This window comes from Streptomyces sp. NPDC037242 (assembly GCF_055604165.1).
Genome location: NZ_JBVJUY010000006.1, coordinates 46731 through 61715 on the forward strand (window position 1 = coordinate 46731; position 14985 = coordinate 61715).

At 72.2% G+C, this 14985-nt stretch carries 15 protein-coding genes; 4 read left to right on the forward strand and 11 right to left on the reverse strand.

Annotated features, from left to right (window positions below; translation table 11 throughout):
• Nucleotides 1–89 precede the first annotated feature (89 nt).
• On the reverse strand, nt 90–503 hold the full coding sequence (locus ACZ7GJ_RS09655; protein WP_470750595.1) for a hypothetical protein: 414 nt from the start codon (nt 501–503) through the stop codon (nt 90–92).
• A gap of 177 nt (nt 504–680) precedes the next feature.
• Here ACZ7GJ_RS09655 and ACZ7GJ_RS09660 point away from each other — a divergent pair, with 177 nt between their 5' ends.
• Genes ACZ7GJ_RS09660 through ACZ7GJ_RS09670 form a run of 3 tightly spaced genes read left to right on the forward strand, consistent with a single transcriptional unit; the run spans nt 681 to nt 3393 of the window.
• The gene (locus tag ACZ7GJ_RS09660) at nt 681–1931 is read left to right on the forward strand and encodes a sensor histidine kinase (RefSeq protein WP_470750596.1); all 1251 of its coding nucleotides are present in this window, start codon (nt 681–683) and stop codon (nt 1929–1931) included.
• Complete coding sequence (locus ACZ7GJ_RS09665) at nt 1919–2575, forward strand: response regulator transcription factor (protein WP_470750597.1); 657 nt, start codon at nt 1919–1921, stop codon at nt 2573–2575. The genes ACZ7GJ_RS09660 and ACZ7GJ_RS09665 overlap by 13 nt, the downstream gene beginning before the upstream one ends.
• Nucleotides 2572–3393 (forward strand): DUF4097 family beta strand repeat-containing protein, encoded by an 822-nt coding sequence (locus ACZ7GJ_RS09670; protein WP_470750598.1) that lies wholly within the window; start codon nt 2572–2574, stop codon nt 3391–3393. The genes ACZ7GJ_RS09665 and ACZ7GJ_RS09670 overlap by 4 nt, the downstream gene beginning before the upstream one ends.
• Before the next feature lie 44 nt (nt 3394–3437).
• Here the strand turns inward: ACZ7GJ_RS09670 and ACZ7GJ_RS09675 are convergent, their stop codons facing one another.
• From ACZ7GJ_RS09675 to ACZ7GJ_RS09705, 7 genes are all read right to left on the reverse strand, one after another.
• Nucleotides 3438–4853: a GH1 family beta-glucosidase gene (locus ACZ7GJ_RS09675; protein WP_470750599.1), complete on the reverse strand. Its 1416-nt coding sequence runs from the start codon at nt 4851–4853 to the stop codon at nt 3438–3440.
• A 64-nt stretch (nt 4854–4917) separates the two neighbouring features.
• On the reverse strand, nt 4918–5757 hold the full coding sequence (locus ACZ7GJ_RS09680; RefSeq protein ID WP_470750600.1) for a carbohydrate ABC transporter permease: 840 nt from the start codon (nt 5755–5757) through the stop codon (nt 4918–4920).
• Entirely contained in the window at nt 5754–6653 is a 900-nt protein-coding gene (locus ACZ7GJ_RS09685; RefSeq protein ID WP_470750789.1) for a carbohydrate ABC transporter permease, read from the reverse strand. Before ACZ7GJ_RS09685 ends, ACZ7GJ_RS09680 begins: the two co-directional genes overlap by 4 nt.
• Nucleotides 6654–6779: 126 nt before the next feature.
• Nucleotides 6780–8087 (reverse strand): ABC transporter substrate-binding protein, encoded by a 1308-nt coding sequence (locus ACZ7GJ_RS09690; RefSeq protein WP_470750601.1) that lies wholly within the window; start codon nt 8085–8087, stop codon nt 6780–6782.
• 146 nt (nt 8088–8233) lie between these two features.
• Nucleotides 8234–9277, reverse strand: coding sequence for a LacI family DNA-binding transcriptional regulator (locus tag ACZ7GJ_RS09695; protein ID WP_470750602.1), 1044 nt, complete (start codon nt 9275–9277; stop codon nt 8234–8236).
• A 101-nt stretch (nt 9278–9378) separates the two neighbouring features.
• On the reverse strand, nt 9379–10929 hold the full coding sequence (locus ACZ7GJ_RS09700; protein WP_470750603.1) for a glycoside hydrolase family 64 protein: 1551 nt from the start codon (nt 10927–10929) through the stop codon (nt 9379–9381).
• Between the two features lie 20 nt (nt 10930–10949).
• Nucleotides 10950–12407, reverse strand: a complete 1458-nt coding sequence (locus tag ACZ7GJ_RS09705) for a glycoside hydrolase family 16 protein (protein ID WP_470750604.1) — start codon at nt 12405–12407, stop codon at nt 10950–10952.
• A 334-nt stretch (nt 12408–12741) separates the two neighbouring features.
• On the opposite strand from ACZ7GJ_RS09705, the gene ACZ7GJ_RS09710 reads away from it, so the two are divergent.
• The gene (locus ACZ7GJ_RS09710; RefSeq protein WP_470750605.1) at nt 12742–13578 is read left to right on the forward strand and encodes a S1 family peptidase; all 837 of its coding nucleotides are present in this window, start codon (nt 12742–12744) and stop codon (nt 13576–13578) included.
• A gap of 46 nt (nt 13579–13624) precedes the next feature.
• Here the strand turns inward: ACZ7GJ_RS09710 and ACZ7GJ_RS09715 are convergent, their stop codons facing one another.
• From ACZ7GJ_RS09715 to ACZ7GJ_RS09725, 3 genes are all read right to left on the reverse strand, one after another.
• Nucleotides 13625–13819 carry a hypothetical protein gene (locus ACZ7GJ_RS09715; protein ID WP_470750606.1) on the reverse strand — a complete coding sequence of 65 codons (195 nt, stop codon included), beginning with the start codon at nt 13817–13819 and terminating at the stop codon, nt 13625–13627.
• 121 nt (nt 13820–13940) lie between these two features.
• Nucleotides 13941–14651: a hypothetical protein gene (locus ACZ7GJ_RS09720; RefSeq protein WP_470750607.1), complete on the reverse strand. Its 711-nt coding sequence runs from the start codon at nt 14649–14651 to the stop codon at nt 13941–13943.
• On the reverse strand, nt 14648–14968 hold the full coding sequence (locus ACZ7GJ_RS09725; protein WP_470750608.1) for a PadR family transcriptional regulator: 321 nt from the start codon (nt 14966–14968) through the stop codon (nt 14648–14650). Before ACZ7GJ_RS09725 ends, ACZ7GJ_RS09720 begins: the two co-directional genes overlap by 4 nt.
• Nucleotides 14969–14985: the final 17 nt, after the last annotated feature.

Sequence of the window (14985 nt, forward strand, 5' to 3'; positions counted from 1 at the left end):
CCCGACCGGCCACGGGCCCCGCACACGGTGTGTGCGGGGCCCGCCGCACGCCGCGGCGCCGCCCCGGCGGGGCCGTCCGCGGGTGCGGCTCACTGCGTGCGCCGCGCCGCGACCACCGCGCACACCACCGCCAGCGGCACCTCCGCCGCGACCGCCAGCAGCAGTGCCGTCCCCTGGCCGCCGCTCCCGGCCGAGGTCGTGACGTCGAACCAGGCGTCCATCACCAGCAGCGCCGCCGTCGCGGCCGCCACCGGAGAGACCCTCGGGTCCCCCTTGCGCAGCAGCGCCCCGGTGCCCGCCAGCCCCGCGGCCAGCATCACGTCCAGGCCGATCCACGCGGTGGCCCAGTTGGACACCTCCGTCGTCTGCGGCACCGTCCTCGCCAGCACCAGCATCCACGGCACCAGCGCCACCCCGGCCCCGGTCAGTACGGTGGCCAGTGCGGGCAGACGCCGGACGGCCGGGCTGCGGCGGATCCGGTACTGCGGGGCGACGAGGGACATGGTGGCGGTCTCCTTCCGGCCCGGCGGTCCGTCCCCCGGGGCACACCACAAGACTCGCCTCGCGCGGCTTCGAGATCAGTAGCTCCACCGTCCGAAACGAGGGTGGTGCTGGGTACACCCCCCTGCGGGCACCAGGGTGATGGCGCCCACCCCGACCAGTGCGATTACCGTACGCACATGGCAAGTCCTGGCGCGCTGCGGCGTACTTACACATGGATCGCGTCGCACGGCCCCTGGTCGGTCTGGGCCTGGCGCAACACCGCCTTCACGGCGGCCGCGATCCCGCTCGCCCTGCCCCTCCTGCTCGGCCTCGTGTTCCTGGTCGCGGCGCCCGGACACAGCCCGGTGCCCCTGCTCCTCGTCATCGCACTGTGCCCCCTGCTCACCACCCTCCAGCGCAGCCGCTTCTGGTCGCTGCTCGGCCTCGACGTGCCCCGGATCGTGCGCGAGCACCCCTGGGCGAGCGTGCGCGGACTCCTCGAACGGCTGCGCTCCGAGGCGACCTGGCGCCAGATCGGCTACCACTTCCTGGTCAGCCCGCTGGCCGCCGCCGCCGGCGGACTGCTCGTACTCGCCTGGGCCGCGGGCGCGGCCGGCGCCGGCGTGTACGCCTGGTCCTGGACCCTCCCCCCGGACACCGTCGGCCCCGGCTGGACCCAGGACCACGACCTCGTCACCGTCGCCGGCGCCCTGCTGCTGCTCACCGCGCCCTGGCTCGCCGCCCTGTTCGCCCGGCTCGACGCCGCGGCCGCGGCCGCCCTGCTCGGCCCCAACCGGGCCCGGGAACTGGAGCGCCGCGTCGAGGACCTCGCCGAGAGCCGGGCCGGCGTACTCGATGCGGCCGATCTGGAACGCCGCCGCATCGAGCGGGACCTGCACGACGGCGCCCAACAGCGCCTCGTCGCCCTCGCCATGAACCTCGGCATCGCCCGCGCCACCCTTCCGGGCCTGCCGGCGGAAGCCAAGGCCGTCATCGACGAGGCCCACCGCGAGGCGAAGGAGGCCATCGAGGAACTCAGCAACCTGGTACGCGGCCTGCACCCGGCCGTACTTGAGGACCGTGGCCTCGACGCCGCGCTCTCCGGCATCGCCGCCCGCGCCCCCCTGCCCGTCGAACTCACCGTGGACATCGGGACCAGGCCGGGCCCCACCGTGGAGGCCGTCGCCTACTTCGTCGTCTCCGAAGCCCTCGCGAACGTCGCCAAACACGCCCGCGCGAAACGCTGTTCGGTCCACGTCACCCGGACCGCACCGCAGCTGCTGAGCCTCACCGTCACCGACGACGGGGTGGGCGGCGCCGACCCGGGCGGGGGCACGGGCCTGGTCGGCCTGCGCAAGCGCGTAGGGTCGGTCGACGGAACCATCAGGATCGACAGCCCCGTCGGGGGCCCGACCACCGTAACCGTGGAGCTGCCGTGCGCGCCGTGATCGCCGAGGATTCCGTCCTGCTGCGCATCGGACTCGTCAAAGTCCTCGAAATGGCCGGGTTCGAGGTGGCCGCCGAGACCGGCGACGCCGAGGCCCTGCTCGCCGCCGTCGAGGAACACCGCCCCGAGCTCGCCCTCGTGGACGTCCGGATGCCGCCCGGCTTCACCGACGAAGGCGTACGGGCGGCCCTCGTCATCCGGCAGCAGAGCCCCGGGACGGCGGTGCTGCTGCTGTCCCAGTACGTCGAGGAGCGCTACGCCGCCGACCTGCTGGCCGGCCAGAGCGGCTCCGGCATCGGCTACCTGCTCAAGCAACGCGTCGCTGACGTCGAGGAGTTCATCGACGCCCTGCGCCGCGTCGCGGCCGGCGGCACCGCACTCGACCCGCAGGTCGTCGCCCAGCTCCTGCTGCGCCGCGGCGGCGGACCGGACCCGCTCGAACGCCTCACCCCGCGCGAACGCGACGTACTGGCCCTCATGGCGGAAGGCCGCTCCAACGCCGGCATCGCCGCGCAACTCGTCGTCAGCGAGAGCGCGGTGGCCAAGCACATCAACAACATCTTCGCCAAGCTCGACCTGCCCGTGGCCGACGGCGACCACCGCCGCGTCCTGGCCGTCCTGCGCTTCCTGGACGGTACGCCGTGACGCCCACCGCCGCCGAGCGTCCCCGCCCCCGGCGCCGCGTGGCGTGGACGATGGCCGCCCTGCTCGGCGCGGTCCTCGTCGTCGTTCCGGCGCTCTGGCAGGCGAGCGCGTACGGCACCACCCGCAGCGGAGCCCTCCGCGGCGGCAGCGGCGGCCGCCTCGTGACCGCCCTGGAGATCGAGGCCGGCGCCGCGAACCTGACCGTCACCCCCCGCGCGGACCAGGAGGTCGGCTACCGCGCCGAGGTGAGCTGGTCGCTGCACACGCCCACGATCGAGGAGAGCTGGCACGGCGACACCCTGCGGCTCACCCCGCACTGCCCCGCCGAGGACTCGTGGGTCACCTCCGGCCTCGGCTGCTCCGTGCGGCTCGGGGTCAGCGTGCCCGTCGACCTCCCGGTCAAGGTCACGGCCGGCTCCGGGAGCGTGCACATCAGCGGCCTGGGCGGCAGCGTCGACGCCGAAGTCGACTCCGGCCGGATGAACCTGAGCGGGCTGCGCGGCCCGCTGCGCGCCCACGTGGGCTCCGGCACCCTGCAGGCCACCGCAATCACCTCGCCCGAGGCCGACCTGCGCATCGGCTCCGGCCGGGCCGCCGCCGACTTCGTCGCCCCGCCGGACCGGGTGACCGCCAAGGTCGGCGAAGGCCGCCTCGCCCTCACCGTGCCGGAGGCCACCCGGTTCCGGGTCGCCACCCGCACCGGCTGGGGCCGCTGCCAAGTGGCCGAGGAGCTGGCCGACCCGGCCTCCCCCCGCGTCCTGGACCTCTCGGTGGCCGCGGGCCGCGTCGCGGCGGGCTACCCGGACCTGACGCCCTAACGGACCAGGCCCGGCCCGGAGCGGGCCCCTGATGCCCCCGCGGGTCAGCGCGGTAGGCCGCCGCGGGCGATGACTTCGGCGTACCAGTGTGCGCTGTCCTTCAGCGTGCGGCGCTGCGAGGCGAAGTCGACGTGCACGATGCCGAAGCGCTTGCTGTATCCGTACGCCCATTCGAAGTTGTCCAGCAGGGACCACAGGAAGTACCCGCGCACGTCCGCCCCGTCCGCGATGGCCCGGTGCACCGCCGCCAGATGCGCGTGCAGGTAGGCGATGCGCTGCGGATCGTGGACGTCGCCCTCCGGGTCGGCGTAGTCCTCGTACGCCGCCCCGTTCTCCGTGATCAGCACCGGCACGCCGGGCAGCTCGTCGCGCAGCCGCGTCAGCAGCTCGTACAGGCCGTCCGCGTCGACCGGCCAGTCCATGGCCGTACGGGGACCGGGCGCGGGCACGAAGCGTACGCGCCCCTCCGCGCCCGGCCACGGCGACGGGTCGCCGGCGGGCGGTGTGCCCGGGTCGGCGGCCGCGACCAGGGTGGGGGAGTAGTAGTTCACCCCCAGCCAGTCCACCGGCGCGGCCGCCACGGCCAGGTCGCCGTCCCGTACGAACGCCCAGTCCGTCACCTCGGCGGTGTCGCGGACCAGGTCCTCGGGGAGCCGCCCGTGGAAGACCGGGTCGAGGAAGATCCTGTTGCCCAGCGCGTCGATCCGGCGCGCCGCGTCCAGGTCCGCCGCGGAGTCCGTCAGCGCCCGTACCACGTGCAGGTTGAGGGTCAGCGAAACCCGCGCCGACCGCGGGAGCACCGAGCGCAGCGCCTGCACGCCGAGTCCGTGGGCCAGGTTGAAGTGGTGCGCGGCGCACAGCGCGGCCGCCGGATCGGTGCGGCCCGGAGCGTGCACGCCGGACCCGTACCCGAGGAAGGCGGCGCACCAGGGCTCGTTGAAGGTGGTCCAGTCGGCCACCCGGTCCCCGAGCGCCCCGGCCACGTGCCCGGCGTACTCCGCGAACCGTTCGGCGGTCTCCCGCAGCGGCCAGCCGCCGAGGTCCTCCAACTCCTGTGGCAGGTCCCAGTGGTAGAGGGTGGCGACCGGCCGGATCCCCGCGTCGAGCAGGCGGTCCACGAGCTCGCGGTAGAAGTCCAGACCGCGCTGGACGGCAGGCCCGCGCCCGGTGGGCTGCACCCGGGGCCACGCCACCGAGAAGCGGTAGTCACTCACGCCGAGCCGCTTCATCAGGCCCACGTCCTCGGCCATCCGGTGGTAGTGGTCGGCCGCGGTGTCCCCGGTGTCCCCGTTGAGGACCTTGCCGGGCGTACGGCTGAAAGTGTCCCAGATCGAGGGCGTACGCCCGTACAGCGAGGCCGCGCCCTCGATCTGGTACGCGGCGGTCGCCGTGCCCCAGCGGAACCCGGCGGGAAAGCGCGCCGCCGCCCCCGTGGCGGGGGACGCGTCGATGGTGGTCATGGACAGACTCCCGATGGGGTGGAGGAAAGGCCCGGCCGCGCTCGACCGTGCTCGTGTAGCCGCTTCATCCCTTGACCGCGCCCTGCATGATGCCGCCCACGATCTGGCGGCCGAGCAGCCCGAACACCAGCAGTACGGGCAGGGTGCCGAGCAGCGTGCCCGCCATGATCACGGACTGGTCGTGGACGTAGCCGCCGCCCAGCTGGCGCAACGCGACCTGCACGGTGGGCTCTTGCGAGGAGAGGGCGACGACCGGCCAGAAGAAGTCGTTCCAGGCCGTCATGAAGGTGAGCAGCCCGAGCACCGCCATGGCCGGCCGGGCCACCGGAACGACGATCGACCAGAAGATCCGGGCGTACGAGGCACCGTCGACCCGGGCCGCCTCGATCAACTCGTCCGGGAGCGACTGCGCCAGGAACTGGCGCATGAAGAACACCCCGAACGCGGAGACCAGTCCGGGCAGGACCACGGCCTGGAGCTGGTTCACCCAGTGCAGTTCGACGATGAGCATGAAGAGCGGGATCACGCCCAGCTGCGGCGGGATCATCATGGAGGCGACGACCACGCTCAGCAGCGCCCCGCGCCCCCGGAAGCGCAGTTTGGCGAACGCGAACCCGGCGAGGGTGGAGCACAGCACCGTGCCGACGGTGATCGAGGTGGACACGATGAGGGAGTTGACGAGGGCCTTGCCGATCTCCGCCTCGTCCAGGACGGCCTGGAGGTTGTCCAGCAGGCGTGGACCGGGCAGCAGGGCGGGCACCGGCCGCGCCAGCTCGGCGTTGGACCGGCTCGCCGCGACCAGTGTCCAGTACAGCGGGAAGGCGGAGACCAGTACGGCGCAGACCAGTACGGCGTACGTGAGCCTGCCGCCGCGGTGCCGGGCGGCGGTGACGGAAGCGCTCATCGGGCCGCCCCCTTCCCAGCGTCCGTCCGGGCACGGGACCCGGAACGGCGGCGTGCGACCAGGGCGTTGACCCCGACCAGCGCCACGATGAGCAGGAACATCACCCAGGCGATGGCCGCCGCCCGGCCCAGGTGGAAGAAGCCCCAGCCCTGCTCGTACATGTACAGCCCGAGGGTCTGGTACTGGTGCGAGATGCCCCCGGACATCGAGCCCTCGAAGAGCAGCGGCTCCCCGAAGAGCTGGGTGGCGCCGATCGTCGAGACCACCACGGTGAAGACGATCGTCGGGCGCAGCCCGGGCAGGGTCACATGGACGAACTGCCGCAGGCGCGAGGCCCCGTCGACCTCGGCCGCCTCGTACAGCTCGCCCGGGATGCTCTGCATGCCCGCCAGGTAGATCAGCGCGTTGTAGCCGGTCCAGCGCCACACGACGATGGACGACACGGCGATCTGCGAGGCCGCCGTGCCGCTCTGCCAGTCCACGGGATCGAAACCGACCAGTCCGAGGAGGTGGTTGACGAGCCCGAAGTCCCGCCCGAAGAGCTGCGCGAAGATCAGCGAAGCCGCGGCGACCGAGGTCGCGTACGGAAGCAGCAGCGCCGTACGGAAGAACGTGCGTGCCCGCAAGCGGTAGTTGAGGACATGGGCGAGTCCCAGGGCCATCAGCAGCTGGGGAACCGTGGAGAGCACCCCGATGGTGAAGGTGTTGCGCAGCGCCGTCCAGAAGAACGTGTCGGTGAAGAGCGCCGTGTAGTTGCCGAAGCCCCGCCACTCCAGCTCGCCGGGGGTCTGGAGCTCGACGCGGTACAGGGAGACGTACGCCGTGTAGATCAGGGGGAACAGCCCGAAGGCGGCGAACAGGGTGAAGAACGGCGCGAGGAAGGCGTACGGGGACAGGGCTCCCCGCTGGCCCCGCTGGCCCCGCTGGCCCCGCTGGCCCCGCTGGCCCCGCTGGCCCCGCTGGCCCCGCTGGCCCCGCCGGCCGCGCCGGCGGAGCGGCTGTGCGGTCAGGGTCACGGCGGCTCAGCCCAGGGCGTTCTTGATGGCCTTCTTCGCGTTCGACCAGGCCGCGTCCGGCGGCGTGCCCTTGCGCTCGACCTCGCTGAGCGCGTTGGCGATCTGGTCGGCGATGTCCTTGTCGTGCAGTCCGAGCACCTGGACGGGGGCCTGCTCGGCGGCGTCGCCGAAGATCTGCCCGATCGGGGCGTCCGAGAAGTACGGGTCCTTGGCGTCCGCCACCTGCGCGATGGCCTTGGTACTGGAGGGGAAGTTGCCCTGCTTGCGGAAGAGCTTGGTCTGCTGCTCGGGTGCGGTGAGCCACTTGACCAGCTCGTAGGCCTCCTTCTTGTGCTTGGCTGCGCGGGGGACGGCCAGGTAGGAGCCGCCCCAGTTGCCTGCGCCGCCGGGCAGCTTCGCGACGTCCCACTTGCCCTTGCCCGCCTCCCCGGCCTGGCCCTTGATGTAGCCGAGCATCCAGGCGGGGCAGGGCATGGTGGCGAAGGAGCCGGAGGAGAACGCCTGGTTCCACGGCGGCGACCACTGGTCCAGCTTGGCGCTGAGCCCGTCCGCGGCGGCCTTGGCCGAGGCGTCCCAGGCGGCCTTGACCGCCGGGCTGCTCTCGTAGACCAGCGCGCCCGAGGCGTCGTAGTACCGCTCCTTCTCCTGGCCGGTCATGATCGCGTTCAGGCTCCCGACGCTGTCCAGCCAGGCGCTGCCGGCCGGGGCCTTCGCCTTGTACTGCCTGCCGAGTTCGAGGTATCCGTCCCAGGTGGACCACCGGGCGGCGAGCTCGGCGCGGTCGGTGGGCAGGCCCGCCGCCTTCAGGAGGTCGCTGCGGTAGCACATGGCCTCGGGGCCGACGTCGGTGCCGAGACCCAGCACCTTGCCGTCCTTCGTCGTCGCGGCCGACCACTTGGCGGGGGCGAACTCCTCCTTGAGCGCGCCGGCGCCGAACTCGGCGAGGTCCACGAACTTGTCGGACTGCTTCTGCGTGACCGAGGCGATGCGCCCGACCTCCAGGCCCTGGACGTCGGAGAGCCCGCCCCCGCCCGCGAGCCGGGTCTGGAGCGCCTTCCAGTAGTCCTGTTCGTCCTCGGTGTCGGTCTGCTTGATCTTGATGTTCGGGTGGAGCTGCTCGTACTCGGCGTACAGCCCGGCCTCCTGGTAGCCGAACGCGCCGAACAGGTCGACGCTCAAGGTGATGTCGCCGCCCGCGCCGTCGGAGGAGTCGGCGTCCGGACCGGAGCCTCCGCAGGCGGCCAGGAGGGATCCGGCGAGGGCGACGGCGCCGAGGCGGATCGCGGCTCTCTCGACGGCTCGGGGTATGGACATGCAACGGCCTCCTCGGCATCGGCGCGCTCGGTGCTTGAGAGCGCTCTCAGAACGCGACTGGAGCGTGCACCCCATGACGGGTCCCCGTCAAGAGGTGCACGCGCTCCGGGCGGGCTCCGGAAGGCCGGGCTCCAGCCTCGGCGGAGTCAGGCCGAGGCGCGGCGCACCAGGGACGTCGGGGTGATCACCGAGCCCGGTACGCTGCGCCCGCCCTGCGCCTTGTCGAGGGTGCGCAGCAGCAGACGGGCCATCAGGCGGCCCATGCCCTCGATGTCCTGGCGTACGGTCGTCAGCGGCGGATCGGCGGTCTCCGCCACGTCCTCGGCGTCGTCGAAGCCGACCAGCGCCACGTCGTCCGGTACGGCCAGTCCGCGCTCCCGCAGCACCTGGAGCGCGCCCGTCGCCATCAGGTCGTTCGCGGCGAACACGGCGTCCAGCCCCGGACAGCGCTCCAGCAGCTCGGCCATCGCCCGCGCCCCGCCCGCCGTGGTGAAGTCCCCCTCCGCGATCAGCGCCGGATCGGCGTCGAGCAGGACGTCCCGGTAGCCGTCGAGCCGGTCGGTCGCCGAAGTCTGGTCCAGCGGCCCGGCGATGTGCGCGATCTGCTGCCGCCCCCGGGACAGCAGGTACCGTACGGCCTCGCGCGCACCCCCGCGGTTGTCCGCGTCGACGTACGCCACCCCGCCGTGGTCCCCGCCGCCGCCCGTCCACCCCGGCCGGCCGCCGTACACCGTGGGCATGCCGATCCGGCGGGTGATCGCCGGCAGCGGGTCGTCGGTGTGCAGGGAGAAGGCCAGCGCCCCGTCGACGTGGCCGCCGGCCAGGTACCGCTCGATCCGGTCGTAGTCCCCGGTGTCCTCGACCAGTAGCAGCACCAGCTGGGTGTCGTGAGCGGTGAGCTCCTTGCTGATCCCGCGGACCTGGCGGGAGAAGAAGGGGTCGGAGAAGATCCGGATCTCCGGCTCGGCGATGATCACCGCGACGGCCCCGGTGCGGCGGGTGACCAGGGTGCGGGCCGCGTGGTTGGGCACGTAGCCGAGGTCCCGGACGGCCGCGCGCACCCGGTCCGCCAGCTGCGGGCGCACGCCCTCGCCCCCGTTGACCACGCGGGACGCGGTGGCCCGGGACACTCCGGCGCGCTCCGCGACCGCCTCCAGCGTGGGGCGGTTACCGGGAAGCTGTTCGGGCACGTGCGCTCCTCATGCGTGTCCGCGGGCGGATGCCTCGCCGGACAGCAGGGTAACCCGTACGGCCGAGCGGGTTGAGAGCGCTCCCGGCCGTACGGGCCGGTTCACCAGCCGATGCCGAGCGTCAGTCCGGTCGGCGGGTTCGGGTTGCCGAGGATCTGGACGGAGGACTGGTCGTTGACGTCGTCGTAGGGGAAGCCGTAGGCCCGCCCGTCCAGGCCCACGGTGTGGAAGAAGGCGGAGTAGTCGTTCTTCGCCGCGCCGCCGTAGTACGCCGCCGGGCTGTACCAGGACCCGGTGTCCAGGGCGACACCACGGTTGAAGGCGGCGCAGAACTCCGCGCCTAGCTGTTTCTCGACGTCGTTGCCCGAGGCCAGTGCACCCGCGCAGGCCAGCACGTCCGGTGACGTCGGCTTGCGCAGGGTGTAGGGGCCGGCCCCGTTCTTGGTGAAGGTGAGCACGGAACCGCTGACCCGCCCGGAGAAGGTCTCGCCGAGGCGTCCGAGCGTGAAGGGGTGGGAGGTGAAGTGGGCCCAGGTCCGGTCGATGTACGCGGTCATGTGGTTCTGCTGCGCACCGCCCTCCAGGAACAGGTCGGAGGAGCGCGGAGCCACGATCCGGTAGCCGTTCTGCAGCGGCTTGAAGGCGGCCCCGACGGATGCCGCGTACTGCTGCATGACCTCGGACCGGGTACGGGTGATGCCCCGGGTGGTGTCGTGGCCGCTGGAGGTCTGGCGCAGCCGAGAGGTCATCGGGAAGCCGAACTGGTCGACCTGGGTGGTGTTCCCTCCGAAGGCGACCTGGCCGTACACGTACGTGTACTCGTACCAGTCGTAGTACACGTCGCTGTTCGGGTCGGCCGGATTGCGCGGGTCGGGTCCGCCCCAGCCCTGGTCGTCCGGGGAGACCGGGATGTAGACCGGGGAGCCGAGGGAGATGTAGATCCGGCCCCCGCGGATCGAGGTCGGGGAGGGTACGCTCCCGCCCACCTGGGCGAGGGTGAAGGACATGTTGGGGTAGGAGACCCCCTTCTTGACCAGGTGGCCGGGTGCGGAGGCGTCGAGGTGGTTGATGCGGGCCATGGAGCCGTCGGGCTTCATGTACGACCACTGGCCGGGGGTCACCTGCCCGAGGAGTGTGATGTGGATCTGTGCGTCGCCGTACGTGCCGCGGGTGTTGTTCTCGAAGGAGATCGGGAAGCTGCCGGTCCCTCCGCCTCCGCCTCCTCCGCCCCCGGTTCCGCCGACGGTGGTGGTGAAGTGCGGGGTGTCGTACAGCGGCCCGCCCCTCTCGTACGTGAACCAGTACTCCAGCGTGGACCCGGCGGCCAGTCCCGTGACGTCCTTCTGCCAGGCCCCGGCGTTGTCGGCCATCCGGAAGTTCTGCTGGCCGAGCCCCCCGCCCGGCAGGTAGTGGACGTCCACCAGGCCGGCCGGGGCGGTCGGCCGGAACCAGATCCGGACCGAGCCGGAGCCCTGCCCGGTGACGCCCTGGGCGTAGTCCGCGCCGGCGGCGCCGACCGGCGCGGGGGCGGTCAGGACCGCCCCCAGCAGGGCGAGCAGGGCGGTCAACAGGACCAGGGGGACCCGGCCCGCGCGAAGGAGCGGATGCGGATGCGGACGTTGCTTCGGCTGCCTGCGATGCGGTGTGTTCATGAGCGCGCTCCTGGGTCCGTTCAGTGCCCGAAGCCGAACCAGTTGACGTTCACGTAGTCGGCCGGCTGGCCGCTGGTGAAGGTCAGGTAGACGTCGTGCGTGCCGGTGACGCCCGTGATGTTCGCCGGTACCGTCCGCCAGCTCTGCCAGCCGCCGGTGTTCGCGACCGAGAAACTGCCGACCGGCGCGCTCGTGCGGCTGTCGAGGCGGACCTCGACGAGTCCGCTCACCCCGCCGGCCGCGCCGCTGGCGACGCGGCCGTAGAACTGCCTGGCCGCGCCGGTGCCGAAGTTCACGCCGCGGTACAGGGCCCAGTCGCCGTTGGCTATCGCGTGGACGTCCTGGCCGCCGCCCGTGTCGGTGGTGGTCTCCTTGGCCAGCCCGGCCTGGTCGTCGTAGGACTCGGCCTGGATGGCGGAGTACGCGTCACGGTTGCCGGGCGGCGGGGTGGTCGGGGGAGTGGTGGGAGGCGTCGTCGGCGGGGTGGTCGGAGGCGTCGTGGGCGGAGTCGTCGGCGGGGTGCTGGCGCCCGACGACCGCAGGACGGAGACGTAGTCCACGACCATCGGGTGGCCCGGCTCGGTGCCCGCGTCGGGGCCGCCGCCGAAGGCCGCCGGGAACTCCCCGCCCATGGCGACGTTCAGGATGATGAAGTAGCCGTGGTTCGTGGCGTTGGCCCAGGTCGCCGCGTCCACCTGACTCGCCCGTACGGTGTGGAAGTTGACCTCGTCGAGGTAGAACCGCATCTCTTCCACGGCCGAGGACCGGTCCCACTCCACGGCGTAGGTGTGGAAGCCGCCCTGGCAGGTGGTGCCGGTGCACACGCGCTGGCCTCCGATGCCCGACTTCTCGTTGCACGGACCCCCGGGGCTCGTGCCGCAGTGCATCGTGGCCCATACGTTGTTGATGCCCTGGACGTTCTCCAGGATGTCCAGCTCGCCGACCCCGGGCCAGTTCCACCAGTTGCCCCGGTAGGGGGCGCCCAGCATCCAGAACGCCGGCCAGTAGCCCTTGGCGGCGGCGCCCGTGACGTTGGGCATCTGGATACGGGCCTCAGTACGCAGCTTGCCGCCCGCCGGGGCCTGGAAGTCGGAGCGCCTGGTCTCGATGCGGCCGGAGGTCCAGTTCCCGGCCGCGTCCCGCCGTGGGGTGATCCGCAGGTTCCCGGCGCCGTCGAGCGAGACGTTGGAGGGGTCCGAGGTCATCGTCTCGACCTCGCCGGTGCCGAAGGCGGCGGGCCCCCCGGGGTAGCTGGTGCCGGTGGTGTACTGCCAGTCGGCGGTGTTCACCCCGGAGCCCGAGGCCCCGTCGAAGTCGTCCAGGAACACCTGGGACCAGCCCGCCGGAGTCGGCGGGGCGACGGCGCTCGCGGGCAGGGTGACGGCCGCGGCGGCCGCCGCGGCCACCGCCATCGTGCTCAGGGCGGCGATGACGGCCCGTCGGGCGGGCCGGCGCTTTCTGCCGGATGTCAGACGCATGGGGGGATGGCCTCTCTGAGGCGCCGTGGGGCGCGTTGCGGGGGAGGCGCGGACCGGGGCCCGCGGCTTTGAGAGCGCTCTCAAGCGGTGCGTTGGCCACTGTGCTCCCCGGCCTCGGGGCCGTCAAGGGATGTGCGGGCAAAGGCGGTCGGCCTCGCGCGCGCGGGCGCGCCCCCGTACCGGCGGACATCCGGAATCGGCAAGCCGGAATACGGCCGTTGTAGCCGATCGCCAACTGAACATGCCCTCTTGTGAGTTGGGGCCGAGATCCCAACAATGCGCATGACAACCGGAGGATCTTCGGTTCGGATCGTCACCAGAGGGGAACCCCCACATGAACAAGCCTCTCGTCGGCGCCGTGTTCTCGCTGCTCCTGATAGGAGCGGCGGCAGCACCGGCCGCGGCCTCGGCACCCCAGGGCCCGGCCGCGCAGGCCGTCGCGGTCAACTTCGCCGGCACGGTCGCGCTGAGCAACTGCTCGGGCTCCGTCGTCCGCGCGCCCGGCTCCCAGCCGGGCGACCCGGCCCTCGTCCTGTCCAACGGCCACTGTCTGGAGACCGGCTTCCCGGCGGCCGGCGAGGTCATCAAGGACCAGGCGTCCAGCCGCTCCTTCTCGCTGCTCAACGCGTCGGGTTCCAAGGTTGCGACGCTGCGGGCCAGCAAGGTCTCGTACGCGACGATGACCGACACGGACATCTCGATCTACCAGCTGACCAAGACCTACGCGCAGATCCAGAGCCAGTACGGCATCAGCGCGCTGACCCTCAACGACGCCCACCCGACGCAGGGTTCGGCGATCAAGGTGGTGTCCGGGTACTGGAAGCGGACCTACAGCTGCAACATCGACGGGTTCGCGTACCGCCTGAAGGAGGGCGCCTGGACCTGGAAGGACTCGGTCCGCTACACCTCGTCCTGCAACACCATCGGCGGCACCTCCGGGTCGCCCGTGATCGACACGACGACCGGCAAGGTCGTGGCCGTCAACAACACGGGCAACGAGGACGGTCAGCGTTGCACGGACAACAACCCGTGCGAGGTCGACGAGAGCGGCAACGTGACGGTCCGCCGGGGCATCAACTACGCCCAGGAGACGTACACGATCGTCCCGTGCATCGCGCCGGGCAACAAGATCGACCTGGCCCGCCCGGGCTGCACCCTCCCGAAGCCCTGACGTCCTGCCGGCCGCCCGCTTCCAGGGCGGGCGGCCGGTGCGCGGGCTACCTGCGCTTCACGAGGGTGTGGAGGGCGAGCAGCACCAGGACGCCGACGGCGAGAGCTGCACCGAACGCCGGATTCCGGTAGGCGACGTACACGGCTCCGGCGGTCAGGGCGAGCAGGACCAGGCCGTAGAGGTCGAACGGCTCGTCCGGAGGAGGGGTGGAGCGATTCCTGTCCATCGGGTCGCGCGGCATGCGTTACGCCTCCAGGGAGTGCCGGGTTCGAGGGGGATGCGACGCCCGGAAGGCCCGGGCGACATATGTAGAGTTGTGGGCGGCGAAAGCCGGGCGAAGGTGCCGCGCGCGGCGGGACGGCTCACCCATTGGGGCTCCGCCGTCCGTCGGTGAACGAGATCACCGCCATGGCTGCCATGAAGAGAGTGACGGCGATTTCCCCCACGGCGCCGTTGTGCAGCGCGGCGAGAAAGCCCGTCGGTGCACCGATGGGTGCGCCGACGGCCAGGCCGACCAGCGGACCCAGGACCCAGAAGGGCAAGGGTGAGAGCAGGGTGAGCAGTGCGCGGACGGATACCCTGCTGCTGCCGTGGCTGTAGGTCGCCACCAGGAGGAATCCTCCGAGGATGCTGCCGAATCCGCCCAGCCAGAAGCCGACGAACGCGCCCATCGGGCCGCCGGCGAAGGCTCCGCCGATGCCCCCTGTGACAGCGCCGACGACGCCGGCGAGCAGGCCCACGGCCGCGCCCATGATGAGGATGCCCATGGGACTCCCCGCTCTGGGCGCGTACCGGCCGTCGCACGACAGGTTCCGCGCAGCGCTCGCGCGGGTGGCGTACCCGAGCAGGCCGACGGCGTAACGCAGGGTGTTCGACGCCCTGGCCAGGGTGGACGGGATGTCCGGATCCGAGTGCACGGCCGCGAGTTCGGTGCACCAGTCCCGTTCGAGCTCTTCGCGCTCTGCCGCCTTGTCCTCGGCGCGCCCGGAGTTCGCCATCAGCTTGCACGCCCTGCGGAGCACGTACTCGCCCAGCCGTAGTGGCAGGGCGTCGGGGCGGACCGGGCGGCTCATCCGGCGGTTCCCGTAGCGGGGCGCGCGGCGGCGACCGGTCCGGTGTGCCTTTGCTGAGTGAGGTGGGCCAGTTCGAGTCGGGCGACCCGCACGCCCTCACCGGTGAGCTGGTAGTAGCGGCGGGGTCGCTGGCCCTCATCGGCCGGGGTCTCCCATGCCGATACCACCAGGCCGTTGTCCTGCAGCCGGGCGAACAGGGGGTAGACGGTGCCGCTCGCCAGGCGCGTCGCCTTCATGACCTCGTACCCGTAACGTCGCGCCCCGGGCTCCTCCAGGAAGAACCGTAGGACGCACTCCAGTTGGGGTGTCATCCGCATGGACCCGACTCTACATA